A 26,038-nucleotide genomic window follows, 5' to 3' on the forward strand; every position below is an offset into this window, starting at 1 on the left:
ATCTAAGCGCTCATACCCCCTCTACGACGAGGTTCACCTCGTCCGCGACGAGACCGTGGGCTTCGCGGTGCACGATGTTCGCGGCCTCGGGATTCGGCGCGTCGACGAGGCAGAAGATCTTGCCGGCGCTCTCGTCGACCCAGTAACGCAGGTAGTGCACGTCGTGCTCGTCCTGGTGGGCGAGGTCTGCCGCATGTGCGGCGGCGACGTCCGCGACAGTGACAGGTCCGTCGAGGTGGTGGACATCCATGTAGAGCGGCATGTGGGTTCCCTTCCCCAGTGTGCGACCCAGGTGGTCGTGCCTCTGATCACACCGCACGGAGCATGGGGGTGAATCGGTGAGATCACCTATCTTTCGAGGTCTAGCGTGATCTTCATGGAATCGTTCGCACTCAGCAACGGCCGGTCGATGCCGAGCATCGGCCTCGGCGTGTACCTCGTCAACGACGTGGCGGAATGCGAATTCAGCGTCGAGACCGCCCTGCGCGTCGGTCACCGATTGATCGACACGGCCGCGATCTACGGGAACGAGCGCGCGGTGGGGCGCGGGATCGCGGCCTCCGGAGTTGCGCGCGAGGAGATCTTCCTCACGACCAAGGTCTGGGTCAGCGACTTCGGGTACGCCAAGACGCAGCAGGCGATTACAGCGTCGCTCGAGCGCTTGGGTACCGACTACGTCGATCTGCTGCTGCTGCACCAGCCGTTCGGCGACGTCGTCGGCAGCTGGAAGGCGATGGAGGAGGCGGTCGGGCGCGGGACCGTGCGGTCGATCGGGGTCAGCAACTTCCTGATCAGCGACCTGGAGAAGATCCTGGCGGCGGCCAAGATCCGGCCGGTGATCAACCAGGTCGAACGGCACCCGTACTCCGCGCAGGAGGAGCTCTCCGCGTTCCACGCGAAGCACGACATCGTGGGGGAGGCCTGGTACCCGCTGGGGCACGGCTCGAAGAAGCTCCTCGGGGAGCCGGTGTTCGCCGAATTGGCGGCCAAGTACGGCAAGGGCCCGGCGCAGGTCATCCTGCGCTGGCACATCCAGTCGGGCTTCATCGCGATCCCGAAGTCCACCGACGCCGGCCACATCGCGCAGAACTTCGACATCTTCGACTTCGCGCTCACCGCCGATGAGCTGGCGCGGATCGCCGACCTCGACCGCAACCGGCCGTCGTTCCGCGTGCCGCGCTGGGTGATGAGCGCGGGGACCCGCATGGCCCCCGTGCGGGACCGGGGCTGACACATGGACATCTCGCGCGTCGACCCCAGCCTGCAGCCCGCCACGAAGAAGCTGCCGAAGATGAACCTCGAAAGCGGGCTCTTGAGGTGGCTCGTCGGCTCCGCGTCCCCGCTCATGCCGGGCAAGCGGGTCGACGGCGTGGAGCGGCGCATCGTGCGCGCCGGCGGGGTCAAGCTCCGCGTCTACATCCCCGCCGAGCCGTCGGGCGCCGGGCTGCTGTGGATCCACGGCGGCGGCCTGGTGCTGGGCGCCGCCGCAATGGACGACGTGCACTGCGGAGAGACCGCGCGAGAGCTCGGGGTGACGATCGTCTCGGTCGACTACCGCCTCGCGCCGAAGCATCCGTTCCCCGCCGCCATCGACGACTGCTTCGCCGGCTGGCAGTGGCTGCACAGCAACCTCGGCGAACTCGGTCTCGACGCCGACCGCCTCGCCATCGGCGGGCAGAGCGCAGGTGGCGGACTCGCCGCGAGCCTCGTCCAGCGCGTCCACGACGAGGGCGACGCGATCGCCGCGCAGTGGCTGTTCTGCCCCATGATCGACGACCGCACGGCTGCGGACCGCAGCCACGACGACACCGACCACTTCATCTGGAACAACCGCAGCAACCTCGTCGGATGGTCGTCGTACCTCGGCGGCCACTTCGGCACCGAGACGCTGCCGCCGTATGCCGCGGCAGCCCGCCGGACCGCGCTCGCCGGCTTTCCGCCGGCCTGGATCTACGCATCCGACATCGAGCTGTTCCACGACGAGGACATCGACTACGCCCGGCGGCTCGAAGAGGCCGGCGTCGACACCACCCTCGAGATCGTCTCGGGCGCGCCCCACGGGTTCGAGGCGTGGGCCTCCGACTCGGACCTCGCTCGCGGTCTTCTCACTCGTGCGCGCGCGTGGCTCGGGGAGCGCCTCGCGAAATAACGCGCTCGCGCGAGATCGCAGACGAGTATCGTCACGACAATGAAGGTCAAGAAGCCGCGCAGCGAGCTGAAGAGCACCGGCTACGAGATCTTCATCGGGATCCTCTCGATCCTCTCGATCCTCAACCTGGTGCTGCTGCTGGCCGTGCGGGACAATTCGCTCGACACGGTGCTCGAAGTGATGAACGCGATCTTCAGCATCATCTTCCTGGCCGACTTCACCTACCGGATCTTCACGGCTCCCTCCGCGAGCGCCTACTTCTTCAAGCACTTCGGCTGGGCGGATCTGCTGGCGAGCCTCCCCTTCCCGCAGCTCAAGATCCTGCGCGTCTTCCGGCTCGTGCGCGTCTACCGACTGCTGAAGAAGGTGGGCGTCAGGGCGATCGGGCGCGCGCTCATCAAGGACCGTGCCGGCAGTGCGCTGTATGTGCTGCTGCTCATGGGGATCCTGGTGCTGGAGTTCGGCAGCCTCATCATGCTCGCGTTCGAGGAGCACGCCCCGGATGCGAACATCACGACGGCGTCCGACGCGATCTGGTACACGATCGTCACGATCTCGACCGTCGGCTACGGCGACCAGTATCCGGTCAGCCAGCTGGGACGCATCACCGGCACCGTCATCATCGTGGTCGGCGTCGGCATCTTCGGCACGTTCACCGGCTACCTCGCGAACTTCTTCCTCTCACCCAAGCCCGAGGACGCTGCTCCGGCACCCGAGACGTCGGGCGCCGACCTCTCCGCCGCGACGGTCGAGAAGCTGCGGGGGCTACTCGCCGAGTCGGAGGCCAACATCGCCGAGATCAAGCGCATGCTCGGGTGACCGGGGGATAACCCGAATCGAAGAGGGCGGATGCCTCGGGGGCGTCCGAAGGCCCCGCGTCCTACCGTGGAGCCATGACCTCCCACGCCTCACCCGATATCCGGGCCGCACAGTCCTCCCCACCTCGGCGGGTCAGCCCGCTGGCCACCGGCGGCGCCGTGCTCCAGCTCGCCGCCCTCGGAGTCGTCGGCCCCATCTTCTTCACGATCCTGATCACCCTGCTCAGCCTCGGCCTGGGCCTGCTTCCCGTCCTCGGGATCGGCATCCTGTTCCTCATCGCCTTCGACTACGCGCTGTTCGGCCTGGCATGGCTCGAGACGGCGCGTGTCGACGGACTGTACGGCTTCGGCCTGCCGGTGCGCCGCCCGCGGTCGAGCGGACGGCCGGGCTTCGGCGGGCTGATGCGCACGATGTGGCTGCAGCTGATCGACCCCGGCGTGTGGCGCGCGGTCGCCAGCGCGGCGATCGCGACGGTGCTCGGCTGGATCGTGCTCGGCCTGATCGGCGTACTCACTTCGGCGATCGCGCTGACGTTCGCCCCGCTGTACGCCGAAGACAGCACTCACGTGCGCCTGTTCGGCACGGGGCTCGACGTCCCGGTCGTCTTCGCGGTGCCCGCCGGCATCATCGCCGCGCTGCTCGCTGCCGCCGCCATCGTCGGCCTCGCCATACTGCACGGCGTGCTCGCCCGGGCGATCATGGTGCCCTCGCGGGAGGCGCAGCTCGCCGAGGCCGCGCGGACCTCCAGCGTCCAGCGGGCAGGCGCCGTCCACGCCGCGGATGTCGAACGAACTCGCATCGAGCGCGATCTGCACGACGGGGTTCAGCCGCGGCTGGTCTCGGTCGGCATGACGCTCGGGCTCGCTCAGCAGAAGATCGACAGCGACCCGGAGGCCGCGAAGGCCCTCATCGCCGAGGCGCACACCTCGACGAAGGCGGCCATCACCGAACTGCGACAGCTGGCCCGCGGCATCCACGCCGCCGTGCTTGACGACCGCGGTCTCGATGCCGCCCTGTCGGCGGTTGCCGCCCGCTCCATCGTGCCCGTGCACCTCGATGTCCGCTTGGACGGACGCTGCAGCCGGGATGCCGAGGCCGCCGCCTACTTCGCGATCGCCGAGGCGCTGACCAACGCGACGAAGCACTCCCGTGGCACGGGAGTTCGAGTGGTCGTGCGACGCCGGGACGGCGGTACGCTCTGGGCGCGGGTCGAGGACAACGGTGTCGGGGGAGCGCGCGTGCTTCCCGGCGGCGGCCTCGACGGCATCGTCAACCGCGTGCTCGCCGCCGGCGGGCAGGCGCGGATCGACAGTCCGATCGGCGGACCGACCTCGGTGGAGGTGAGCATCCCATGCGCATCCTGATCTGCGAAGACTCCGCGTTGCTGCGCGAAGGCCTGGTCCGACTGCTCGAGGACTCGGGGCACGTCGTGGTCGCGGCCCTCCCCGACGCCACGCGCCTCGACGAGGCCGTCGACGAGTCGGCGCCCGAACTCTGCATCCTCGACGTGCGTCTTCCTCCCACCTGGACCGACGAGGGGATTCGCGCGGCCCTCGCCCTGCGGGCACGGCTGCCCGAGCTCGCGGTGCTCGTCTTGTCGCAGTACGTCGAAGAGCGTTACGCGTCAGACCTCATCTCGACCAGGCGCGGCGCCCTCGGCTACCTCCTCAAGGACCGGGTCGCCGATGTGACCGACTTCCTCGCCGCAGTGGAGACCATCGGCGCCGGCGGCACGGTGCTCGATCCCGAGGTCGTCGCCCAACTGCTGAGCCGGCGCACCCGGGACGAGCGGATGCGGCGGCTGACCGACCGCGAGGCCGCCGTGCTGGCGCTCATCGCCGAAGGCCGGTCCAATCAGGCGATCGCACGGACGCTCTTCGTCACCGAGGGCAGTGTCGAGAAGCACATCACGGCCGTCTTCCAGAAGCTCGACCTCGAGCAGGACGAGTCCGGCAACCGACGGGTGCTCGCCGCACTCGCCTACATCTCGCATGACGGCGGACAGCCGCAGACAGGAGAAGTCCGATGAGCACCACCCTCACCCCGCCCCCGCTGCCCCCCGTGGCCGGGCCCCCCGATCCTGAGCCGCAGACCCCCGGCACCAGGGCATCGTCGAAGGTCATCGCGATCCTCGTGATGGCGCTCGGCGGGGCGCTCATCCTCGGCACGATCGGCACCACGGTGATCTCGACCGTGGCCGCGGCATCCATCCAGACCACCGGGCGCTCGCTCGCCGTCGACGACGTCGATGCGCTTGACGTCGACCTCGCCGCGGGGACGCTGGTGGTCGAGTTCGCCGACGTGACCGAGGCCGAACTCGAGGTCACCGGCAGCTTCGGCGCCGATCAGTGGACGCTGCGCACGGATGGCGGAACCCTCGTCGTCGCGTCGCCGGACTGGCACTTCGGCACACCGTGGCTGTTCGGCAACGGCCGGGCGACCCTGCGGCTGCCGTCGTCGCTCGAGGGTCTCGACGCCGACTTCGGGCTCGGCGCCGGCGACCTGACCGCCGATGGCGATTTCGGCGAGCTCGGGCTCGATCTCGGCGCGGGGCGGGCCTCGCTGGCCGGTTCGGCGGACGTGCTCACTGCGGATGTGAGCGCGGGTCGCGCCGACCTCGACCTCGCCGATGTCGGCTCGGCGGACATCACGGTGAGCGCCGGAGCGCTCGTCGGGAGGCTGACCGGAGACCAGCCCGATGCGATCACCCTCGAGGTGAGCGCCGGCTCGGCCGATCTGACCGTCCCTGAAGGGGACTACGACGTGAGTTCCGACGTGTCAGCCGGACAGTTCGACAACCGCGTCGGCTCGACGCCCGGCGCCTCGAGCACCGTGCGCGTGGACGTCTCCGCCGGGCAGGCCGTGCTGCGGGCCGGCTAGTCGAGCACACGAACGACGGATGCCGCTGACCTGTCCGGTCAGCGGCATCCGTCGTAGGTGTCGGTGGGCCTCAGCGAACGAAGCGGACCTCGGTGAGCGTCTCGCCGAGGAACGGCTCGGTGTGGCTGGCGCCGTCGAGCGTGAAGCCGTTGCGGACGTAGAAGCTGTGCGCGCGGGGGTTGTCCTCGGCGACCCAGAGGTACACGGGCTCATCGGTGTCGATGGCGGCGTCGAACAGCCGCTGGCCGATGCCGGTGCCGTGCCAGGCGTCGAGGAGGTAGATGAAGTACAGCTCGCGGAAGCGCGGAGCGTCCTTGTCGCGCGCGGGGCCCGAGCCGACGAAGCCGACGATCTCGCCGTCCACGAGGGCGGCGAACTGCTTGAACTCGCTGCCCTGAGCGGCCCAGTGGGTCCAGAGTTCGGCCATGCGGCGCGGCGAGACCTTCTCGAGCGCCGCCTTGCTGATGAGGTGGTCGTAGGTCTCGTGCCAGCAGGTCGCGTGCACCCGCCCGAGGGCTTCGGCATCCACGTCCCGCACCGGACGGACGACGATGTCGGTCTGCAGTTCGGCTTCCATGGCCAGACTCTACGCGCGGCCTGCCGCAGGGCGAAATCGAGCGGATGACGTGAGTGTCCGGTTACCAGATCGTGATCTGGGGGCAACCTTTCGGTCATCTCGCGCGCTCGGCTCGGGGCGATCCGGGCCGCCGGGAGCCCTCCTCCGCCTAGCGGAGGGGCAGGGGCGAGCGGAGGCCCAATCCGCGTTGCAGAAACCTCCGCTCTCCCGTGGCACTCCGCCGAGCGGAGGGCCGCGTCGCCACGCCGCGTCGGTTGTGCGAGCGGAGCTGTCGGCCACCGTCACCGCCCGATTCCTGTCGTACTTCGACAATCGAATCACGCTCGTCATGCACGGTGGCTACGATCACTCCTCGTGAATGTGATCTGGCGCACCCTCCTGACGATCTGGCGTGCACGAGTGCAGGTGCGCCGGCACGGGCTCATCGCACCGACCTCGGTCGGGCGCGTCCGAATTCGCACACTGCCCACCGACATCGACCTGCTCGGCCACATGAACAACGGCCGCTACGGCTCGCTCTTCGACCTCGGGCGCTTCGACCTGCTCATCCGCACCGGCATGTGGGACCTGCTCCAGCGCAAGGGCTGGTACGCCGTCGTCGCCCAGGAGACGATCACCTTCCGCAAGTCCCTCGAACTCTGGCAGACGTTCACGGTGGAGTCGCGCCTGCAGGGCCACGATGCCAAAGCGGCGTACCTCGTGCACCGCGCGGTCGTGGACGGCGAGGTGTACGCCGAGATGCTCGTGCGGGCCCGATTCCTGCGTCGCAGCGGCGGGATCGTGCCGTTGGAGGAGCTCTTCGCCGAGATGCACGTGCCCGATGACCTGCCCCAGCCTGCGGAGTGGATGCATGACTGGGCCGCGGCATCCGCTCTTCCCTCCACGCGCAAGCCCGCGCCCAGTGTCTGGCGCTGACCGCACCTCCCCGCCGAAGTAGCGCACCCGATCCCCCCGCGCAAGGGGTTTGCCGCAGGCGCGCGCGTCCGGTTACCTCGAAGACGCTGGCCGACGATCCCCGACCCGGTCCAGCGGGAGGAACGGGAACATGACCGGTACGACACTCACCTGGATCATCATCGCGATCGTCGTCGTCCTCATCGTGGTCGCCATCGTCGCCTACTTCGCCTACCGCAAGGGCTCTCCGCGCCGCGACGAGCGGCGCCACGAGCAGGCCGATGAGCTGCGTGCCAAGGCCGATGAGTCCGCGATGACCGCGCAGGAGATCGAAGCGCAGCAGGCGAAGGCGCGCGCCGACGCCGCGACGGCGGCTGCGGCCGCAGAGCGCGCGAAAGCCGAGGCCGCTCAGGCTGCGGTCGATCAGAAGCGCTACGCCGACGACATCGATGCCCGCGCCGCTGAAGCAGCCGAGCATCGCGCCAAGGAAGAGGAGATCCGCCGCAAGGCCGACGACCTCGACCCCTACGTGACGGAGACTGCCACGACGGATGCCGCGACCACCGACACTCCGCCCATCACCCGTCGCAGCACCGCGACGGACGAGCAGGTCGTGAACGACGCCCCACGTACCACGGCGACCGGCGAGCCGGTCGTGAACGACGCCACGCGGACGCACGCGGACGGTGAGCCGGTCACCCAGACCCGGCGCAGCACGGTCATGGGCGACCCCGTGATCGACGACGGAACCACACCGGACCGCAGCACTACGACCGACCGAGCCTGAGTCGGGTTCAGTCTTCGCGCGGCCTGGCCAGACGCGATCGCGCTGCGAACGCGTCGGCCAGTGCCGCGCGCACGGCTCGGATCCCGGCTCGTGCGGTCGACGATCGGCGGGCTGCCGTGAAGATCTCCCTCGCGGGCGCCTCCGGCAGGTCCACGAGGCGGACGGGGGGCTCGACATCCGCCCACACGAGATCCGGCAGCACACCGACCGCCCGCCCCGCGGCGATGAGACGCACCTGAGCGGTGAGGTCCGCGATCTCGAACCGCACGTCGGGTTCGAACCCGGCAGCTCGGCACTGCTGCACCGCCCACTGCCGCGCCGCCGTGCCCGCCGGCTCCATCACCCACGCGCGATCACGCAGCGCGGTGAGGCCGGCCGCCGGGTCGTGCGGCGGAAGGGCGAGCCGGATGGGGTCGTTTCCGAGCGTCTCGCGCTGCAGACCGCTGCGGTGCGGACGAGTGTGCCCGGGGTACTGCTCGGCGATCACGAGGTCGAACCCGCGGGCCGAAAGCTCGAACAGACCCTCCTCGGGCGGCACTTCGGCGATCTCCACCCGCAGCGTCGGCTCGCGCTCGGCGAGCAGGGTGAGCGCATTCGGCAGGATCGCCTGCGCCGCGGTCTGCAGCACCGCGACGCGCACGGGCGCGATCCCGGTCTGCAGCGACTCGAGCTCGCCGCGGATCTGCTCCTCGAGCTCGAGAGCACGAGCGGCGTGCGCGGCCAGCGCCTCCCCGTGCGCGGTCAGCCGTACGCGGCGGCCGTCCGGCACAAGCAGCGGCACGCCGGCGTCCTTCTCGAGCTGGGCGAGCTGCTGCGAGATCGTCGACGGGCTGTAGGAGAGGGCCTCCGCGACGGCCGCGAGCGTGCCGCGAAGTGCGAGTTCGTGCAGCAGACGGAGGCGGCGCAGTTCGAACAYGAGGTCCCCCCAACCATCGACAGAACTGAATGGTATTGATCGTAGATCATCGCTTTTGCTGAATGATCGGATACGGGATGCTGGAAGCATGACGTCGACACCGATGCCGTCCGCCGTGCCCACCGACGCTCTCACCGAGCGCGCGATCACCCTCGCGCAGCGCTGGGTCGCCGAGGCAGCCGACGCCCAGGCCGACCCCGCGGCCGAACGGCTGGCCGGGGTCCTCCGCGATCCGAACGGCCTGCCGTTCACGATCGGCTTCGTCGACGGCGTCATGCGTCCGGAGAGCCTCGCGGCCGCGGCATCCAATCTCCAGCGCGTTGCGCCCCTCGTGCCCGACTTCCTTCCCTGGTACCTGCGCGGCGCGGTGCGCGTGGGCGGCGCGATGGCGCCGGTGCTGCCGACCCCGGTCGTGCCGATCGCCCGCCGGGTGCTCCGGGAGATGGTCGGCCACCTCGTGGTCGACGCCCGGCCCGAGAAGCTCGGGCCCGCCATCGCGGAACTCCGCGCAGGAGGCGCGCGGCTCAACCTCAACCTGCTCGGCGAGGCGGTGCTCGGCGAGCACGAGGCGCTGCGCCGGCTCGACGGCATCCACGACCTCATTCGCCGGCCCGACGTCGACTACGTCTCGGTCAAGGTGTCGGCCGTCGCGAGCCACATTTCGATGTGGGCCTTCGACGAGGTCGTCGAAAAGGTCGTCGAGCGGCTGCTGCCGCTCTATCTGAGCGCCGCTGCGGACCGCACCTTCATCAACCTCGACATGGAGGAGTACCGCGACCTCGACCTGACGATCGCGGTCTTCACCCGCATCCTCGAAGACCCCCGCCTGCGCGAGCTCGAAGCCGGCATCGTGCTGCAGGCCTACCTGCCCGATGCCCTCCCCGCCCTCCAGCAGCTCACCGCCTGGGCGCAGCAGCGCGTCGCGGCGGGCGGCGCGCGCGTCAAGGTGCGGCTCGTGAAGGGCGCGAACCTCGCGATGGAGCGAGTGGACGCCGTGATGCACGGGTGGTCGCTCGCGACCTACGACGCCAAGGTCGACTCCGACGCGAATTACCTGCGGTGCCTCGACTTCGCGCTGAACGCCGAGCACACCGCCGCCGTGCGGATCGGCGTGGCCGGTCACAACCTCTTCGACATCGCCTACGCCTGGCTGCTGGCCGACGAGCGCGGGGCTCGCGAGGGCGTCGAATTCGAGATGCTCCTCGGCATGGCGCAGGGTCAGGTCGCCGCGGTCACCCGCGAGGTCGGCCATGTGCTGCTGTACGTGCCGGTCGTGCGCCCCGACGAATTCGACGTCGCGATCAGCTACCTCGTGCGGCGCCTCGAAGAGAACGCGTCCACCGAGAACTTCCTCTCCGCCGCGTTCGATCTGGCCGACGACCAGACGCTGTTCGAGCGCGAGCGGGATCGCTTCGTCGCGTCCACCGTCCGTGCCGCCGACCCCGAGCTGCACATCGGACCGAATCGGGCGCAGGACCGCTCCAGCGAAGCCGAGCCGCTCCCGCCGCGTGCACAGGCGCGCCGGCAGCGCGAGTCGCCGACCGACGAGGACCTCACACAGGCCGTCATCGGCATCGCCCGCTCCGCCGCGAGCGCGGACGACTCGGGCGAGGACGACGAGCCCGGTGCCCCGCTCGAGCACCCCGCCGAGGAGGTCCACTTCGGCGGTGAGGCCTTCGTCGAGACCGCGGTCTACGCGCCGCGCGAGTCCGCCATCCGCGCCGCCGGAGCCCCCGGATTCCGCAACGCCGCCGACTCCGACCCTGCCCTCCCCGCGAACCGGGCGTGGGCCCGCGACATCCTCGCCCGGGTCGAGACCTCCACCGCGGGCGACGCGACGATCGCCGCGGCCCGGGTCGACGACCTGGCCACGCTGGGCGCGATCATCGGGCGGGTGACGGATGCCGCGGCCGCATGGGGCGCGAAGCCCGCGGTCGATCGCGGTGCGGTGCTGCTGGCCGCGGGCCGAGTCCTCGAAGCCCGACGGGGCGAGCTCATCGAGGTCGCGGCATCCGAAACCGGCAAGATCTTCGCCGAAGCCGACGTCGAAGTCAGCGAGGCGATCGACTTCGCGAACTACTACGCGGCCACCGCCCGCGAGCTCGACCGGGTCAGCGGCGCCGTGTTCGTGCCGTCGCGCCTGACCGTGGTGACGCCACCGTGGAACTTCCCACTGGCGATCCCGGCGGGCGGCGTGCTCGCCGCGCTCGCGGCCGGATCGGGCGTCGTATTCAAGCCCGCACCGCAGGCCCGTCGGTGCGCGGCCGTGCTCGCCGAGGCGCTGTGGGAGGCCGGCGTGCCGCGCGATGTGCTCGCGCTGGTCGACATCGACGAGGGCGAGCTGGGGCAGCGGCTCATCTCGCACCCGGCGGTCGACCGCGTGATCCTCACGGGGTCCTGGGAGACGGCCGCCCTGTTCCGCTCCTGGCGTCCCGATCTTCCCCTCCTGGCCGAGACCAGCGGCAAGAACGCGATGATCGTCATGCCCTCCGCCGACCTCGACCTCGCGGCATCCGATCTCATCAAGAGCGCGTTCGGGCACGCGGGCCAGAAGTGCTCCGCCGCGTCGCTCGCGATCCTCGTCGGACCCGTCGGCCGCTCGCGCCGGTTCGCCCGGCAGCTCGTCGACGCCGCCACCTCGCTGCACGTCGGGCCGCCGACGGATCCGGTATCGGAAGTCGGGCCCGTCATCGAGCCCCCGCACGGCAAGCTCGAATGGGCGCTCACCACCCTCGACGAGGGGGAGCAGTGGCTCGTCGAGCCGCGCAGGCTCGATCTCGGACCCGAGACGGCTGGGCGATTCTGGACCCCCGGCATCCGCACCGGCGTGCATGCCGGTTCGCGGTTCCACCGGGAGGAGTTCTTCGGACCCGTGCTCGGCGTCATGCACGCGACGTCGCTGAGTCAGGCGATCGAACTGCAGAACGCGGTCGCGTACGGTCTCACGGCGGGCCTGTACACGCAGAACCCCGGCGACCTCGCCCTCTGGCTCGACCGCGTCGAGGCGGGCAACCTCTACGTCAACCGCGGAATCACCGGGGCGATCGTGCAGCGCCAGCCCTTCGGCGGATGGAAGCGCTCATCGGTCGGACCCGGCACGAAGGCGGGCGGACCGAACTATCTCGTCGGGCTGGGCTCCTGGCGCGGGTCGTCAGGCGCGCAGTCGTCGCCCACCCTGCATCTGCGGGGCCTCGACTCGCGCATCACCGCGGTGATCGAGGCGGCGCAGCCGTCGCTGGACTACGAGGCGTTCGAGTGGCTGCGCCGCGCGGCGCTGTCGGACGCGATCGCGTGGGATCGCGAGTTCGGACAGGTGAAGGATGCCTCGCACCTCGGTATCGAGCGCAACCTGTTCCGCTACCGCCCGATCACAGGCGGCGTGGCCGTGCGGGCCACGGCGGACGCGAGCCTTCAGGCGATCCTGCGCGTGGCGATCGCGGGGCTGCGCTCGGGCGCCGGGTTCACGGTGAGCGCGCCCTTCGGGCTGCCCGCACCGGTGCGCCGCGCGCTCAGCGACCAGGGGCTGCCGGTGTTCGTCGAGACCGACGAGCAGTGGCTGGAACGGATGCTGGGCGACGAGTCCGAAGCCGGGCCCGCCGTGTCGCGGGCCCGACTGGTCGGCTCCGCCCCGACTGTGGCAGACATCCACCGCGCCCTTGCCGAGGCGCTGGGCGGCAACCCCGACCTCGCGACCTACGACAGCGAGGTCACCGCGGCGGGCCGGCTCGAGCTGCTTCCCTTCCTGCACGAGCAGTCGATCACCATCACCGCGCACCGCTTCGGAAATTTCGACCCCTGGAGCGAGGCGGTCATTTAGCTCTGGGTAGTGTCGAGTCATGCAGGACATCGCGACCCTCACATCGCTCGTTTCAGCCATGTGGCTGACTGTCGCGATCCTCGCGGCCGGCTACGCGCGAACCCGGAACCGCTCGCCGTGGGTGTGGTTCCTGGCCACCATGTTCCTCGGGCCGATCGCCGCCTTCCTGCTGGTCGTGTGGCCCGCGGTCCCGGACCCTGTCGCCTCCGGGCTCGCTTCGCAGCGCTGACGCCATTGCCAGGTCGGTATGGCGGGCCGATACTGTGCCCATGCCCGACTTCGGCACGCTCGATGGCGGTCGTGTCACCGCGACGCTGAACGACTGGACCGCACGATTCGACCGGCTCTCGCGCGAGTCCGCCGCGACGGGTCTCTCGGCCGAGGACTTCGACGACCTCGGGCTGGCCGCGTGGTTCATCGGCCGAACCGACGAATCGGAGCGGGCATGGGATGCCGCGCACCGGGCATACCTCGCTGCCGGCGACGTGGATGCCGCGATCCGGTGCGTCTTCTGGATCGGCTTCACGCTCTCCGAACAGGGCGACGGCATCCGCGGCGGCGCCTGGATGGGCCGGCTGTTCGAGCTGGCGCACTCCGCCGGCGTGAGCCGGGATTCGGAAGCCATCGTGGTCATGTGCCGCTCGGTCGCCGCGTTCGTCCAGGGCCGGGCCGACGAGTCGATCGTTCTCGCCCGCGAAGCCGTCGAACTGGCCCGCACCGCGGCCGACGCCGACGTCGAAGTCCTCGCCACCATGTCGCTCGGCCGTGCGCTGGTTGCGACGGGGCGGATCGAAGAGGGCTTCGCGCAGATGGACCAGGTCATGGTCGCGATCTCCTCCCATGCCGTCAGCGACCGCGTCGCGGGCCCGGCGTACTGCGCCGTCATCGCGAGCTGCCTCGCGCGGTGGGATATCGAGCGTGCAAAGTCGTGGACGCGCAACCTCAGCGCATGGTGCGACATGCAGCAGGGCCTGAAGCCGTTCCGGGGGGAGTGCTCGGTGCTGCGCGCCGTCGTGCTGCGGATCGGCGGGGAGTGGAGCGAGGCAGAACGCACGCTCACCGAGGTCGCGGCCCACGAGTCTCGTCCCGAGACCAAGGAGAACGCGATCTACGGTCTCGCGGAGTTGCATCGGCTCGCGGGTCGTCGAGGCGAGGCCGAAGCCGGATACCGGCTCGCTGCCGACCTAGGTCGCGAGGTGCAGCCCGGACTGGGATTGCTGCGCCGCGACGAGGGTGATGTGGCCACTGCCCGCACGGGTATCGCCCGTGCACTGGATGCCGCCGACCAACCGAACCGGCGTGCGGACCTGCTCGCGGCCCAGGTGGAGCTCATCGTCGACACCGATCTCGACGCGGCTGACCGGGCAGCCTCCGAACTCGAGGCGCTGGCCCAGGTGCTCGACACGGTCTATCTGCACGGGCAGGCGGAGCGCGCACGAGGGATCGTGCTCATCGCGACCGGCGATGCGGGGAGCGCGTTCCCATTGCTGCGGCGGTCGTGGGCGGCGTGGCGGCGCCTCGATGCCCCGTATGAGGCCGCACTCACCCGGGTGCAGCTCGGCCGCGCGGCGCGGGCGATGGGGGACGAGGAAGGGGCGCAGCTCGAGTTCGACGCGGCGCGCGCGGGGCTCACGGCTCTTGGCGCAGTGCCGGATCTCGACCGGTTGGAGCGCATCGCGAAGCCGTTCGCCCCGGCGGTGGCGGGCGGCCTCACCCCACGGGAAGGGGAGGTGCTGCGGCTCATCGCGCAGGGTCGGTCCAATCGAGGAATCGCGAACGAGCTGTTCCTCAGCGAGCGAACCGTCGCCAGACACGTGAGCAACATCCTCGCCAAGCTCGCGCTGCCCAATCGCGCAGCCGCCACCGCCTTCGCCTTCGAGCACGGAATGACCACGTCGGCCTGAGCCGAAATGGTCATTTCTGCCGATGTGCCGGCTTCGGCGCTCGACCTACCTTCGAGAGCGAAGAAGGAGGTCATCATGACCGAAACAGTTCTGGATACCGCAGTGATCGGCGCCGGAGCCGCCGGCCTGCACGTGGGCCGTCTGCTGATGGATCGGGGTGTCCGCGTCGAGCTGTTCGATGAGCACGCCCACGTCGGAGACTCCTGGCGGGAGCGATATCGCTCGCTGCGGATCTTCAGCCCGGGGCGCGTCTCAAGCCTTCCCGGGCTGCCGCTCGACGTCGGGTTCTTCGGATATCCGAGTGCGCAGCAGATGGGCGACTACCTCCTGCGGTACGCCACGCGCTTCGGCATTCCCGTGCGCAGCGACGCGAAGGTCGTCAGCCTGACCCCGGAGGGCGGCGGCGGATTCCGGCTCGAACTCGCGAACGGCGATGTCGTGCTCTCCGAGCGGGTCGTCGTGGCGGCGGGCGCACATCGCGTGCCGAAGCTTCCGCCCTTCGCGGAGGAGCTCGACGACGGCATCACGCAAGTGACCTCCATCGACTATCGCGGTCCCGAGCAGCTTGCGCCGGGCCATGTCCTGGTGGTCGGCGCCGGAAACTCCGGCACCGACATCGCCCTCGAGGCCGCGCGCAGCGGTCACGAGGTGACGATCGCCGGGCGGCACCCGGGTCAGGTCCCCGTCGACGTCGACAACCCGATCGGAAACCTGATGACGGGTCTCTTCCTTCGGCGCCTCCGCCGACTCACCGTCGACACCGAGAAGGGGCGCGCCGCCAAGGGGGCGCATCAGGGCATCATGCTCGTGCGCAACAAGCTCGCCGATCTCGACCGCACCGGGATCACCCGCGTCGCGCGCATCGAGTCGGTCGTGGATGGCAAGCCGGTGACCGCGGACGGTGCCGCCATCGATGCGACGACAGTCGTGTGGGCGACCGGATCGCTGCCCGACCTGCGTTGGATCCACATCGACGGCGTGCTCGACCCGCAGGGTGAGCCGCTGCACCGCAGAGGCATCGCAATCGACCGCGCCGGGCTCGGGTTCGTGGGACTCGACTTCCAGTACTCGGCGGCCTCGGGCGGTCTGTTCGGCATGGGAGCGGATGCCGAGTACGTCGTCGACGCGCTGCACCGCGTCGAGCGCCCGGCCGCCGCCCAATATGTAAAGAATTCTTGACATGGAGCCAGCCTCGGCCTAGCCTGGCGATGTCAAATATTCCTTACATGAGGAGGCTCCCATGGTCTACCAGGAGCGCAACACCTGGGCGACGCTGATCGCGACCGTCATCACGGTGCCGATCTACATCGTCATCGTGCTGGTCCAGGCGGATGGCGGACCGCTCACCGAGGTGGAATGGGTGCCGATCCTGCTGTGGACGATGGGTGCGTCGATCGTCGGCGCGATCGTGATCAGCATTCTGTGGGGCATCTTCGCGGGCATGGGGGATCCCGCCGGGGTGGGTGTCTCAGACCAGCGCGACCGCGACATCTCCCGCCTGGGCAGCCGACTGGGGTACGGCGTCCTCGTCGCGTTCGCCCTGCTCGCACTCGTGCTGTCGATGGTCGAGGCTGACTGGTTCTGGATCGGCAACGCACTGTTTTTCGGCTTCGCGCTCGCGACGCTCGTGGGCGACATCGCGCGGGTGGTGGCCTACCGCCGCGGGATCGCCTGATGGTCAAGCCGACCAAGGTCACCAACTCGATCAGGGCGCTGCGTGAGCAGGCCGGGCTCACCCAGGCGGAGCTCGCGAAGCAGGTCGGGGTGACCCGCCAGACGCTCATCGCGATCGAGCAGGGGAAGTACTCGCCCACGCTCGAGCTGGCGTTCCAGATCTCGCGCATCTTCGGGGTGAGTCTCGACGACGTCTTCCAGTACCCGTCGACCTGACCCCGCAGGTGACACACCGGCGGGACGCGGGTGTGGCAGCACTTACGGTGGACTAGCCCCCTCGGAAGGACACGAATGGCAGACGGATCGCTCGCGCTTGCGGAGTTCCTGCGCGCACGTCGCAACGTCTGCCAGCCGGAGGATGTCGGGATTCACCGCGGTCCCCGCCGACGTGTGCCTGGACTGCGGCGCGACGAGGTGGCGAGGATCGCGGGCATCAGCGCGGAGTACTACCTGCGTCTCGAGCAGGGTCGCGGCAGCAGGCCCTCCGACCAGGTGCTGAACGCCATCGCGCGAGCACTCCTGCTCGACGCCGACTCTCGGCAGTACCTCTTCAGGATCGCCAGCGGCGACATCCCCAGCCCCGTGGTCCCTGACGCAGAGTCCGCTGAGCGGATCGCGCGACTCCTCGGCCATTGGACTCACACCCCGGCATACGTCTCCGACAGCAACCGCGACATCGTCGCCGCGAACCCGCTCGCGACCGTCTTCGGCCAGGGGGGCCTCGCGGTCGGATCGAACGTCGTGCTGGATCTCTTCGTCCCGCGGATGAAGCGCACGGTCACCGAGTGGGAGCTCATGACCCGCGCCGCGCTCGCCAGCCTGCGGCGGGATGCCGACCCGTCCTCGCCCCGCCTGCAGCAGATCATCGACGAGTTGTCGGGCGACCCCGACTTCGTGCGGCTGTGGTCGCGGTACGACGTGTCTGGACCTGAAGAGGCCCGCATCCACATGGTGGTCGAGAACATCGGAACCCTCGAGGTCGAACTGGCGAACCTCGCAGTGCGCAGCATGCCGGGATACCTCCTCACGGTGCTCTCCGCGCCACCACAGAGCAGCACTGCCATCGTGTTCTCGAGCCTCGCGGCTTCGCTGAGGTCATCGCGCGATCTGGCCGAGGCGGGCGAGAAGGCAGACCCGCTCCCATAGGCGGTGGGTGGTACAACGAGGGCCACGCGCTCCGGGACCACAGCTCATAGCGTGAATCCTGGCTCGACGTCGAGTCGAGCAGGCGATCAATCGCCTGCTCCTCTGTTCCCGCGCTCGAACCAGAAAGCAGAATCATGTCTGAACCCATCACCGTCGTGCTCGTGCACGGCGCCTTCGCGGAATCGTCGAGCTGGAGCGGCGTCCTCGCCAACCTGCTCGGCCGAGGCGTCGCCGCGATCGCGACCCCGAACCCGCTGCGCAGCGTCACCACCGACGCGGACAATGTGCGCCGTGCGGCCGAGTCGATCGACGGCCCCGTGGTGCTGGTCGGCCACTCCTATGGCGGCGCCGTCATCACCGAAGCCGCCGTCGGCAGCGACGTCGTGAAGGGGCTCGTGTACGTCGCCGCGTTCGCGCCGGACCATGGCGAGACGGCCCTGGAGCTGAGCGGCCGGTTCCCCGGCAGCACCCTCGGCGAGACGATCCGCGCCTATCCGCTGGGAGACGGGACCAACGACCTCACCGTCGACCGTGAGCTGTTCCCGAGCCAGTTCGCCGGCGACGTTCCCCTCGAGGACGCGAAGATCGCGGGAGCGACCCAGCGCCCGATCCGCGACTTCGCCCTCGGCGAGCCTCTTCCGGCGGAGACTCCCGCGTGGAAGACGCTGCCGTCCTGGTTCGTCTTCGGCACGGGAGACAAGAACATCCCGGCCGAGGGTTTGCAATTCATGGCCGACCGCGCCGGCTCGCTCAAGACCGTCGAGATCGAAGGCGCCTCCCACTCGGTGATGGTGTCGAACCCCGTCGCCGTCGCCGACCTCATCGTCGAAGCCCTCACCTACCTGTCCTGATTCGTCCCCCCGAAAGAGAAGAGAAGCATGCCCCACTTCACCACCACCGACGGAACCGAGCTCTACTACACCGACCAGGGCGCCGGACAGCCGGTGCTCTTCAGCCACGGCTGGCCGCTCAGCTCGGACGCCTGGCAGGTCGAGATCAAGCTCCTGACCGACAACGGCTACCGCGCGATCGCCCATGACCGCCGAGGTCACGGGCATTCCGCGAAGACCTACGCCGGCAACGACATGGACACCTACGCGAAGGACCTCGCCGAACTCGTCGAGCACCTCGACCTTGAGAACCTCGTCGTCGTGGGGCACTCCACCGGCGGCGGCGAAGTCGTCCGCTACGCCGCCCAGCACGGCAAGGGTCGCGTCGCGAAGGTCATCACGGTGGGCGCAGTCCCTCCGCAGATGGTCAAGACCGACAGCAACCCAGAAGGCCTCCCCATCGAGGTCTTCGACGGCATCCGTGCCGGTGTGCTCGAGGACGCCTCGCAGTTCTACAAGGACCTGACCGAGGCGTTCTTCGGCGCCAACCGAGAGGGCTCCGCCGTGTCGCAGGGTGCGAAGGACGATTTCTGGCGTCAGGGCATGCTCGTCAACCTCGCGGCTGCCTACGACTGCGTCGCGGCGTTCTCGGAGACCGACTTCACCGAGGACCTCGAGGCGCTGGACGTGCCCATCTTCATCGCGCACGGCGACGACGACCAGATCGTCCCCATCGGCGCGGCGTCGCTGAAGTCGGCCGAACTGGTCAAGGACGGCACGCTGAAGGTCTACCCGGGTGCCCCGCACGGCATCTACGGCGACTACCGGACCGAGCTCGGCCAGGACATCCTCGCCTTCATCGCGAAGTAGACCCACTCAGGCGACGCCCCGGCCTTCCGCCGGGGCGTCGCATCCGCCCAGCCAGGACCACCGACACGAAGCGGCTGCGGGAGGGTTTCGAAGCGGCGTGCGAGAATGGGTGTCGGCGTGCACGTGTCGCCCCTTCCTGCGCAGCTTCGTCAGTGTCCTTCGACAGACTCCGGAGCCAGCGAGTCGAAGGGCCGCCGGGCCTGTGGACAGCGTCCGCCACCTTCCCGAAGGAGCACGATGTCCACGCAGAACACCGCGGAAGCGACGGCGGCAACCCCCCGCATCCCGCAGCGTCGTTCCTATCTGATGTGCCGTCCCGAGCACTTCACGGTCAGCTACACCATCAACCCCTGGATGGAGCCGGCCAACCCGACCGACACCGCCCTCGCGGTGCAGCAATGGCAGGCGCTGTACGACACGTACATCGCACTCGGCCACGAGGTGCACCTCATTGACCCGATCGAAGGCCTGCCCGACATGGTCTACACCGCCAACGGCGGGTTCATCATCGACGGGGTGGCGTACGGCGCCAAGTTCCGCTTCCAGGAGCGTGTGCCCGAGGGCCCCGCCTTCATGGAGTGGTTCGGCGCCAACGGCTTCACCGTCGCCGAGCCCGTCCAGGTCAACGAGGGCGAGGGGGACTTCCTGCTCGTCGGCGACACGATCCTCGCCGGCACCGGCTTCCGCTCCACCGGAGACAGCCACCAGGAGCTGCGAGACGTGTTCGGCAAGGAGGTCGTGAGCCTCACCCTGGTCGACCCGCGGTTCTACCACCTCGACACCGCCATCTCGGTGCTCGACCCGGTCGAAGGCGCCGGCGGCGCCGAGCGCGCGAACATCGCCTACCTGCCCGGGGCCTTCGACGCGGAGAGCCGGCGCGTGCTCGCCGAGCGCTTCCCCGACGCGATCCTCGTGGCGGACGAAGACGGCGCGGTGTTCGGCCTCAACTCGGCCAGCGACGGTCTCAACGTCATCATCTCCCCGCGCGCGAAGGGCTTCGAGGCCCAGCTGCGCGAGCGCGGCTACAACCCGATCCTCGTCGACCTGTCCGAGCTGCTGCTCGGCGGCGGCGGGATCAAGTGCTGCACACTCGAGCTGCGACGCTGAAGGAGCATCCCGTGACCACTTCGCAGAGCGTGGCGCCCGACGCCACCTCCACCCGCATCATCGAGGCCGAAGAGCAGTACGTCGCGCACAACTACCACCCGCTCCCGGTCGTGATCTCCCGCGCCGATGGTGCATGGGTGACGGATGTCGAGGGCAAGCGCTACCTCGACCTGCTGGCCGCCTACTCGGCGCTGAACTTCGGCCACCGGCATCCGGCGATCGTCGCCGCCGCGACCGAGCAGCTCGGACGGATCACGCTCACCAGCCGGGCGTACCACAACGACCAGCTGGGCCCGTTCGCCGAGGCGCTCGCGCGACTGTGCGGCAAGGATCTCGTTCTCCCCATGAACACCGGCGCCGAGGCGGTCGAGACCGGCATCAAGGTCGCCCGCGCGTGGGCCTACCGCGTCAAGGGCGTGGTGCCGGATGCCGCGAAGATCGTCGTCGCGAACGGCAACTTCCACGGCCGGACCACGACGATCGTCGGCTTCAGCGACGACCCGACCGCCCGTGACGGCTTCGGGCCGTTCGCCCCCGGGTTCGTCTCGGTGCCGTTCGGAGATGCCGCGGCGATCGAAGCCGCGATCGACGCAAAGACGGCCGCCGTGCTGATCGAGCCGATCCAGGGCGAGGCCGGAATCATCATCCCCCCGGAGGGGTACCTGCGCGCGGTCCGCGAGATCTGCACGCGCCACAACGTGCTGTTCATCGCCGATGAGATCCAGTCCGGACTCGGCCGCGTCGGGACGACGTTCGCGTGCGACCGCGAAGGCGTCGTGCCGGACGTGTATCTGCTCGGCAAGGCGCTGGGCGGCGGCATCCTTCCCCTCTCAGCGGTGGTGGCGGATGCCGCGGTGCTCGGCGTCATCCACCCCGGCGAGCACGGCTCGACGTTCGGCGGCAACCCGCTCGCAGCCGCAGTGGGACTCCGCGTCGTCGAGATGCTCGAGTCCGGCGAATTCCAGGCCCGCGCGGTCGCCCTCGGCGAGCACCTCGAGGCGAAGCTCGCCGAGCTGATCGGCCACGGCGTCAAGGCCGTGCGCATCGCGGGGCTGTGGGCGGGGATCGACATCGACCCGGCCATCGGCACCGGCCGTGAGGTGGCCGAGCGGATGCTCGCACGAGGCGTGCTCGTCAAGGACACGCACGGGCAGACGATCCGCATCGCGCCGCCGCTCGTGGTGCGCGCGACGGAGCTGGACTGGGCCGTCGAGCAGCTGCGGATCGTGCTCGCGGGCTGACCCGCGCGGCTCAGGCGACGTCGACGGTCAGGCGATGCCAGCCGGTCGCACCGTCGGGGATCGGCGGGGCCTCGTCGTCCGTCTGCGTCTCGCCGAGGGTGTTCGTCGCGCGGCAGCGCAGCTCGTGGCGGCCGGACTTCGCCGTCCACGGCATGCTCCACTGCACCCAGGTGTCGTCCGAGATCGCCGACGCGAGCGTCGCCTCCTGCCACTTCCCGCCGTCGACCTGCACCTCCACCTTCGCCACGCCCACGTGCTGCTGCCATGCCACCCCGGCGATCACGGCCTCGCCGGCGCTCAGCCCCTGGCCCTGGTGGGGCACGTCGATGCGCGATTCGAGCTTGATCGGTCCCTTCTCGGACCATCCCCGGTCGGTCCAGTACGCGCTCGCCTGATCGAACCGCGTCACCTCGAGCTCGACGACCCACTTCGTCGCCGACACGTAGCCGTACAGACCGGGCACGACCATCCGCACCGGGAACCCGTGCTCGAGCGGCAGCGGCTCTCCGTTCATGCCCACGGCGAGGATCGCAGCGCGGTCATCGGTCAGCACCTCCAGCGGGGTGCTCGCCGTGAACCCGTCGATCGATCTCGACAGCACCATGTCGGCGCCGGCCTTGGGTCCGGCTCGCTTCAGCAGCTCCCGGATCGGGTAGCCGAGCCACAGGGCGTTGCCGATCAGGTCGCCGCCCACCGTGTTCGACACGCACGTGAGCGTCGTCACGCTCTCCTCCAGCGGAAGCGCGAGCAGTTCGTCCCACGTCAGCGTGACCTCGCGATCGACCATCCCGTGGATCCGCAGCGACCAGTCCGCGGGGTCGATCTCAGGCACGATCAGCGCAGTGTCGATGCGATAGAAGGAGACGTTGGGGGTGATCACCTCCGCAAGACCCAGGATGCCGAGCTCGGCGCCGGCGGGAATCGCCGGCGCGGCGACCGCGGGTGCGGGCAGGTGCAGCGCCAGCCGCACGCTCGTCGCGGCACGCGAGCCGACCCGCATCGCCGACCCCCCGATCGCGGCGAGCACTCCGGTGGCCGTGGCGACGCCCGCCCAGACGAAGAACCGGCGTCGGCTCTCGTCAGACGGGCCGTCCGCGGGTCTGTCGGCCGCGGCCTGCTGGGTCGGGGCTGACGCGGCGGCCCTGCGGGCCAGGCCGGCGAGCCAGAACAGTGCAGCCGCGGCGGCGACCCCCGCGATCGCCGACGGAGCCCAGGCGAGCGAACCGGCGTCGGCGCGGGTGGTGGCGAGCACCGCGACGGTGCCCCCGACGACGAGGCAGAGGACGGCGCCCCACGGGGGGCGACGCACCTCGAGCAGCCCGACGCCCGCGGCGAGGACGAGCAGCACCAGCGCGATCCCGATCAGCAGCGCGGCCTTGTCGTTCGTGCCGAACAGCGCGATCGCGGCGTTCTTCGCCCAGGTCGGCGCGAGGTCGATCAGCACACCGCCGACGACCGAGAAGGGGCTGGACGCGGGCGCGAGCATCGCGGCGGCGAGTTCGCCGATCCCCGCCCCGAGCGCGACGGACGCGACGCCCGCCGTCGCTGCCGCAACCACCCCGCGGCGCGCACCGGTGCGGGCCCCGGCATCCGTCTGCACTGCCATAGCGCGAGCATATGTCCGTACGTGGGCTCTCGGGGCGGTTCGATGCCCTGGGTTCACGACCCGAAATACACCCGCAACACCGCCGCACTAGGCTCGTGCCCATGGGTGACCTCTTCGATGGCTACGGCTCCACATTGGCGCCTCGAAAGACCGCCTCCGGCGTCCCGGCGTTCGACGAGATGTTCGGTGTTCCGACGCATCCGGGTGCTCCGGTGGAGTCGCGAGAGGCCTACCGCGAGCTTTATCAGGCGCTCGCGCAGATGACGCAGGAAGAGCTGCGCGGTCGCACCGAGTCGCTCGCCAGCTCCTACCTCGCGCAGGGCGTCACCTTCGACTTCGCCGGCGAGGAGCGGCCGTTCCCGCTCGACGCCGTGCCGCGGGTCATCGAGTACGACGAGTGGTCGCGCGTCGAGTCCGGCGTCAAGCAGCGGGTGCGCGCGCTGGAGGCCTTCCTCGACGACACCTACGGTCGCCAGCACTGCGTGCGCGACGGGGTGCTGCCCGCAGGACTCATCGCCTCCTCGCAGTACTTCTACCGCCAGGCAGCCGGCATCCATCCCGCCAACGGCGTGCGCATCCAGGTCTCCGGGATCGACCTGATCCGCGATGAGAACGGCGAGATGCGCGTCCTCGAAGACAACGTGCGCGTGCCGTCAGGCGTCAGCTACGTCATCTCCAACCGCCGGGTCATGGCGCAGACGCTGCCCGAACTGTTCGTCTCGATGCGGGTGCGTCCCGTCGGCGACTACCCGAACAAGCTCCTCGCCGCGCTGCGCGCCGCCTCACCGCCCGGGGTGGAAGACCCGAACGTCGTCGTGCTCACGCCGGGTGTCTACAACTCCGCGTACTTCGAGCACACGCTGCTGGCGCGCCTGATGGGCATCGAACTCGTCGAGGGTCGCGACCTGCTCTGCATCGGGGGCAAGGTGTTCATGCGCACCACCCGCGGGCCCAAGCGCGTCGATGTCATCTACCGTCGCGTCGACGACGAGTTCCTCGACCCGCTGTCGTTCCGCGCCGACTCGATGCTGGGCGCCCCCGGGCTCATGCTCGCCGCCCGGCTCGGCAACGTCACGATCGCGAACGCGGTCGGCAACGGCGTCGCCGACGACAAGCTCCTCTACACCTACGTGCCCGACCTCATCCGCTACTACCTCGCCGAGGAGCCGATCCTCAAGAACGTCGACACCTGGCGGCTCGAAGATCCCGGCGCGCTCGAGGAGGTGCTCGACCGCCTCGATCAGCTCGTCGTGAAGCCCGTCGACGGCTCGGGTGGCAAGGGCCTGGTCGTGGGACCGGATGCCTCGCCCGCCGAGCTCGAGAAGCTCCGCAAGCGCCTGATCGCCGATCCGCGCGGCTGGATCGCGCAGCCGGTGATCATGCTCTCGACCATCCCGACGCTCGTCGAGGACGGGATGCGCCCGCGGCACGCCGACCTGCGCCCGTTCGCGGTCAACGACGGGGAGGACATCTGGGTGCTGCCCGGCGGCCTCACCCGCGTCGCGCTGCCCGAGGGGCAGCTCGTCGTCAACTCCAGCCAGGGCGGCGGCTCGAAGGACACCTGGATCGTCGGCGGATCCGCCCCCGGACACGTCGAGTACGGGCAGGGCGCCGGCCTCGCCGGGCTCGTCGCCGATCAGGCCGCGACGGTGACCTCGGCGATCCCGATCATCTACGACGGCCAGCCCGCCGTGACGCACTCGCCCCAGGACCGCCCGCGGTCCCACGTCGAGCAGCAGGAGCAGCAGCAGCAGTCCGCCCAGGCCGAGGCATCCGTCGCCCAAGAGGGCGGTGCGACATGCTGAGCCGCATCGCTGTGTTTCGATACGGTCGCAGAGCGACCTACTCAACAACCGGCCTCGAATCGAAGTGTGAGCGAACGTGCTGAGTCGAATCGCTGAGTCTCTGTTCTGGATCGGGCGGTACATCGAGCGCAGCGACGGCACCGCCCGCATCCTCGACGTGCACCTGCAGCTGCTGCTCGAGGATCCGTGGATCGACGAAGACACCGCGTGCCGGTCCCTGATCGCCGTGATGGGCTCGACGGACCCGACAGGCGTCGAGCGGGTCACCCGCGAAGACGTGCTCGCGCTGCTCGCCGTCGACCGCACCAATCCGTCGAGCATCGCCTATTCGCTCACATCGGCCCGCGAGAACGCCCGCCGCGCGCGCGAGATCGTCAGCACGGAACTGTGGGAGACGCTCAACACCACGAACTCCCGGATGCCGCGGCGCCTGCAGTCCGAGAAGGTCCACGAATTCTTCCAATGGGTGCGCGAGCGATCCGCGCTCGCCGTCGGCATCGTGGACTCGTCCACGAGCCGTGACGAGGCGTGGCAGTTCTTCACGCTCGGCCGCAGCATCGAACGCGCCGATATGACGGCACGCCTCTTGGCGACGAGATCGCTGACCGAGGCATCCGGACCGTCGTGGACGACCATCCTGCGATCGTGCGGCGCCTACGAGGCATACCTGCGGACGTACCGGGGGATGCCGAGCGCGCACAATGCGGCGGAGTTCCTGCTGCTCGATCGGCTGTTCCCGCGCTCGATCATCTACTCGATCCAGCGCGCGGAGGACTGCATGAGCGCGATCGACCCCCGCGCCGACCGCGTCGGCCACTCCAACACCGTGATGCGGGCGCTCGGTCAGATCCGCAACGACCTCGAGTATCGACCGATCGGCGAGATCCTCGGCGAGCTGCCGCTGCACATGGACCGCGTGCAGAAGGTCACGCGCGAAGCATCCGAAGCCATTCGCGACCGGTTCTTCCCGACGCAGGCCGAGCCGAGCTGGATCGGAGAGATCTCATGACCCTTCG

At 69.7% G+C, this 26,038-nt stretch carries 25 protein-coding genes; 21 read left to right on the forward strand and 4 right to left on the reverse strand.

The window, feature by feature from the left end:
* Positions 1-10: 10 nt before the first annotated feature.
* Positions 11-262, reverse strand: a complete 252-nt coding sequence (locus ACXJ3V_RS13890) for a DUF4242 domain-containing protein (protein ID WP_457100911.1) — start codon at positions 260-262, stop codon at positions 11-13.
* A gap of 114 nt (positions 263-376) precedes the next feature.
* On the opposite strand from ACXJ3V_RS13890, the gene ACXJ3V_RS13895 reads away from it, so the two are divergent.
* The 6 genes from ACXJ3V_RS13895 (at position 377) to ACXJ3V_RS13920 (ending at position 5,848) form a co-directional block, all read left to right on the forward strand.
* Entirely contained in the window at positions 377-1,231 is an 855-nt protein-coding gene (locus tag ACXJ3V_RS13895) for an aldo/keto reductase (protein WP_457100912.1), read from the forward strand.
* 3 nt (positions 1,232-1,234) lie between these two features.
* A complete protein-coding gene (locus tag ACXJ3V_RS13900; protein WP_457100913.1) occupies positions 1,235-2,149 on the forward strand; it encodes an alpha/beta hydrolase in 915 nt (304 codons plus the stop codon).
* A gap of 39 nt (positions 2,150-2,188) precedes the next feature.
* Positions 2,189-2,968, forward strand: coding sequence for an ion transporter (locus ACXJ3V_RS13905; protein WP_457100914.1), 780 nt, complete (start codon positions 2,189-2,191; stop codon positions 2,966-2,968).
* A 74-nt stretch (positions 2,969-3,042) separates the two neighbouring features.
* Positions 3,043-4,332: a histidine kinase gene (locus ACXJ3V_RS13910; RefSeq protein ID WP_457100915.1), complete on the forward strand. Its 1,290-nt coding sequence runs from the start codon at positions 3,043-3,045 to the stop codon at positions 4,330-4,332.
* Positions 4,320-4,997: a response regulator gene (locus ACXJ3V_RS13915; RefSeq protein WP_457100916.1), complete on the forward strand. Its 678-nt coding sequence runs from the start codon at positions 4,320-4,322 to the stop codon at positions 4,995-4,997. The genes ACXJ3V_RS13910 and ACXJ3V_RS13915 overlap by 13 nt, the downstream gene beginning before the upstream one ends.
* Positions 4,994-5,848, forward strand: coding sequence for a hypothetical protein (locus tag ACXJ3V_RS13920; protein WP_457100917.1), 855 nt, complete (start codon positions 4,994-4,996; stop codon positions 5,846-5,848). The genes ACXJ3V_RS13915 and ACXJ3V_RS13920 overlap by 4 nt, the downstream gene beginning before the upstream one ends.
* 70 nt (positions 5,849-5,918) lie before the next feature.
* Here the strand turns inward: ACXJ3V_RS13920 and ACXJ3V_RS13925 are convergent, their stop codons facing one another.
* A complete protein-coding gene (locus ACXJ3V_RS13925) occupies positions 5,919-6,425 on the reverse strand; it encodes an N-acetyltransferase family protein (RefSeq protein WP_457100918.1) in 507 nt (168 codons plus the stop codon).
* A gap of 354 nt (positions 6,426-6,779) precedes the next feature.
* On the opposite strand from ACXJ3V_RS13925, the gene ACXJ3V_RS13930 reads away from it, so the two are divergent.
* Together ACXJ3V_RS13930 and ACXJ3V_RS13935 are read left to right on the forward strand one after the other, a co-directional pair.
* Positions 6,780-7,340, forward strand: coding sequence for an acyl-CoA thioesterase (locus tag ACXJ3V_RS13930; RefSeq protein WP_457100919.1), 561 nt, complete (start codon positions 6,780-6,782; stop codon positions 7,338-7,340).
* Positions 7,341-7,470: 130 nt separating this feature from the next.
* Positions 7,471-8,106, forward strand: coding sequence for a hypothetical protein (locus ACXJ3V_RS13935; RefSeq protein WP_457100920.1), 636 nt, complete (start codon positions 7,471-7,473; stop codon positions 8,104-8,106).
* Between the two features lie 7 nt (positions 8,107-8,113).
* Here ACXJ3V_RS13935 and ACXJ3V_RS13940 read toward each other — a convergent pair whose 3' ends face one another.
* Positions 8,114-9,022 (reverse strand): LysR family transcriptional regulator, encoded by a 909-nt coding sequence (locus tag ACXJ3V_RS13940; protein ID WP_457100960.1) that lies wholly within the window; start codon positions 9,020-9,022, stop codon positions 8,114-8,116.
* A gap of 88 nt (positions 9,023-9,110) precedes the next feature.
* Between ACXJ3V_RS13940 and ACXJ3V_RS13945 the strand changes: the two genes are divergently transcribed.
* From ACXJ3V_RS13945 to rocD, 11 genes are all read left to right on the forward strand, one after another.
* The gene (locus ACXJ3V_RS13945) at positions 9,111-12,839 is read left to right on the forward strand and encodes a proline dehydrogenase family protein (protein WP_457100921.1); all 3,729 of its coding nucleotides are present in this window, start codon (positions 9,111-9,113) and stop codon (positions 12,837-12,839) included.
* Positions 12,840-12,858: 19 nt separating this feature from the next.
* On the forward strand, positions 12,859-13,068 hold the full coding sequence (locus ACXJ3V_RS13950) for a hypothetical protein (RefSeq protein WP_457100922.1): 210 nt from the start codon (positions 12,859-12,861) through the stop codon (positions 13,066-13,068).
* A 40-nt stretch (positions 13,069-13,108) separates the two neighbouring features.
* Positions 13,109-14,743 (forward strand): LuxR C-terminal-related transcriptional regulator, encoded by a 1,635-nt coding sequence (locus ACXJ3V_RS13955; protein ID WP_457100923.1) that lies wholly within the window; start codon positions 13,109-13,111, stop codon positions 14,741-14,743.
* Positions 14,744-14,818: 75 nt separating this feature from the next.
* Positions 14,819-15,922 (forward strand): flavin-containing monooxygenase, encoded by a 1,104-nt coding sequence (locus tag ACXJ3V_RS13960; protein WP_457100924.1) that lies wholly within the window; start codon positions 14,819-14,821, stop codon positions 15,920-15,922.
* Between the two features lie 61 nt (positions 15,923-15,983).
* On the forward strand, positions 15,984-16,418 hold the full coding sequence (locus ACXJ3V_RS13965) for a hypothetical protein (protein ID WP_457100925.1): 435 nt from the start codon (positions 15,984-15,986) through the stop codon (positions 16,416-16,418).
* Positions 16,418-16,633, forward strand: a complete 216-nt coding sequence (locus ACXJ3V_RS13970; protein WP_457100926.1) for a helix-turn-helix transcriptional regulator — start codon at positions 16,418-16,420, stop codon at positions 16,631-16,633. The genes ACXJ3V_RS13965 and ACXJ3V_RS13970 overlap by 1 nt, the downstream gene beginning before the upstream one ends.
* Positions 16,634-16,708: 75 nt before the next feature.
* The gene (locus ACXJ3V_RS13975; protein ID WP_457100927.1) at positions 16,709-17,563 is read left to right on the forward strand and encodes a helix-turn-helix domain-containing protein; all 855 of its coding nucleotides are present in this window, start codon (positions 16,709-16,711) and stop codon (positions 17,561-17,563) included.
* Positions 17,564-17,697: 134 nt separating this feature from the next.
* Positions 17,698-18,414, forward strand: a complete 717-nt coding sequence (locus tag ACXJ3V_RS13980; RefSeq protein WP_457100928.1) for an alpha/beta fold hydrolase — start codon at positions 17,698-17,700, stop codon at positions 18,412-18,414.
* 27 nt (positions 18,415-18,441) lie between these two features.
* On the forward strand, positions 18,442-19,263 hold the full coding sequence (locus ACXJ3V_RS13985; protein WP_457100929.1) for an alpha/beta fold hydrolase: 822 nt from the start codon (positions 18,442-18,444) through the stop codon (positions 19,261-19,263).
* Between the two features lie 237 nt (positions 19,264-19,500).
* Positions 19,501-20,370, forward strand: coding sequence for a dimethylargininase (gene ddaH / locus ACXJ3V_RS13990; RefSeq protein WP_457100930.1), 870 nt, complete (start codon positions 19,501-19,503; stop codon positions 20,368-20,370).
* An 11-nt stretch (positions 20,371-20,381) separates the two neighbouring features.
* Entirely contained in the window at positions 20,382-21,611 is a 1,230-nt protein-coding gene (gene rocD, locus ACXJ3V_RS13995) for an ornithine--oxo-acid transaminase (protein ID WP_457100931.1), read from the forward strand.
* Between the two features lie 10 nt (positions 21,612-21,621).
* On the opposite strand, the gene ACXJ3V_RS14000 is transcribed toward rocD, so the two are convergent.
* The gene (locus ACXJ3V_RS14000) at positions 21,622-23,217 is read right to left on the reverse strand and encodes a molybdopterin-dependent oxidoreductase (protein WP_457100932.1); all 1,596 of its coding nucleotides are present in this window, start codon (positions 23,215-23,217) and stop codon (positions 21,622-21,624) included.
* 101 nt (positions 23,218-23,318) lie between these two features.
* Between ACXJ3V_RS14000 and ACXJ3V_RS14005 the strand changes: the two genes are divergently transcribed.
* Both ACXJ3V_RS14005 and ACXJ3V_RS14010 read left to right on the forward strand, forming a co-directional pair.
* Positions 23,319-25,022, forward strand: coding sequence for a circularly permuted type 2 ATP-grasp protein (locus ACXJ3V_RS14005; RefSeq protein WP_457100933.1), 1,704 nt, complete (start codon positions 23,319-23,321; stop codon positions 25,020-25,022).
* A gap of 76 nt (positions 25,023-25,098) precedes the next feature.
* On the forward strand, positions 25,099-26,031 hold the full coding sequence (locus tag ACXJ3V_RS14010) for an alpha-E domain-containing protein (RefSeq protein WP_457100934.1): 933 nt from the start codon (positions 25,099-25,101) through the stop codon (positions 26,029-26,031).
* The last annotated feature ends 7 nt before the right edge of the window (positions 26,032-26,038 follow it).

The sequence above is a fragment of the Microbacterium sp. P5_E9 genome (assembly GCF_054049175.1).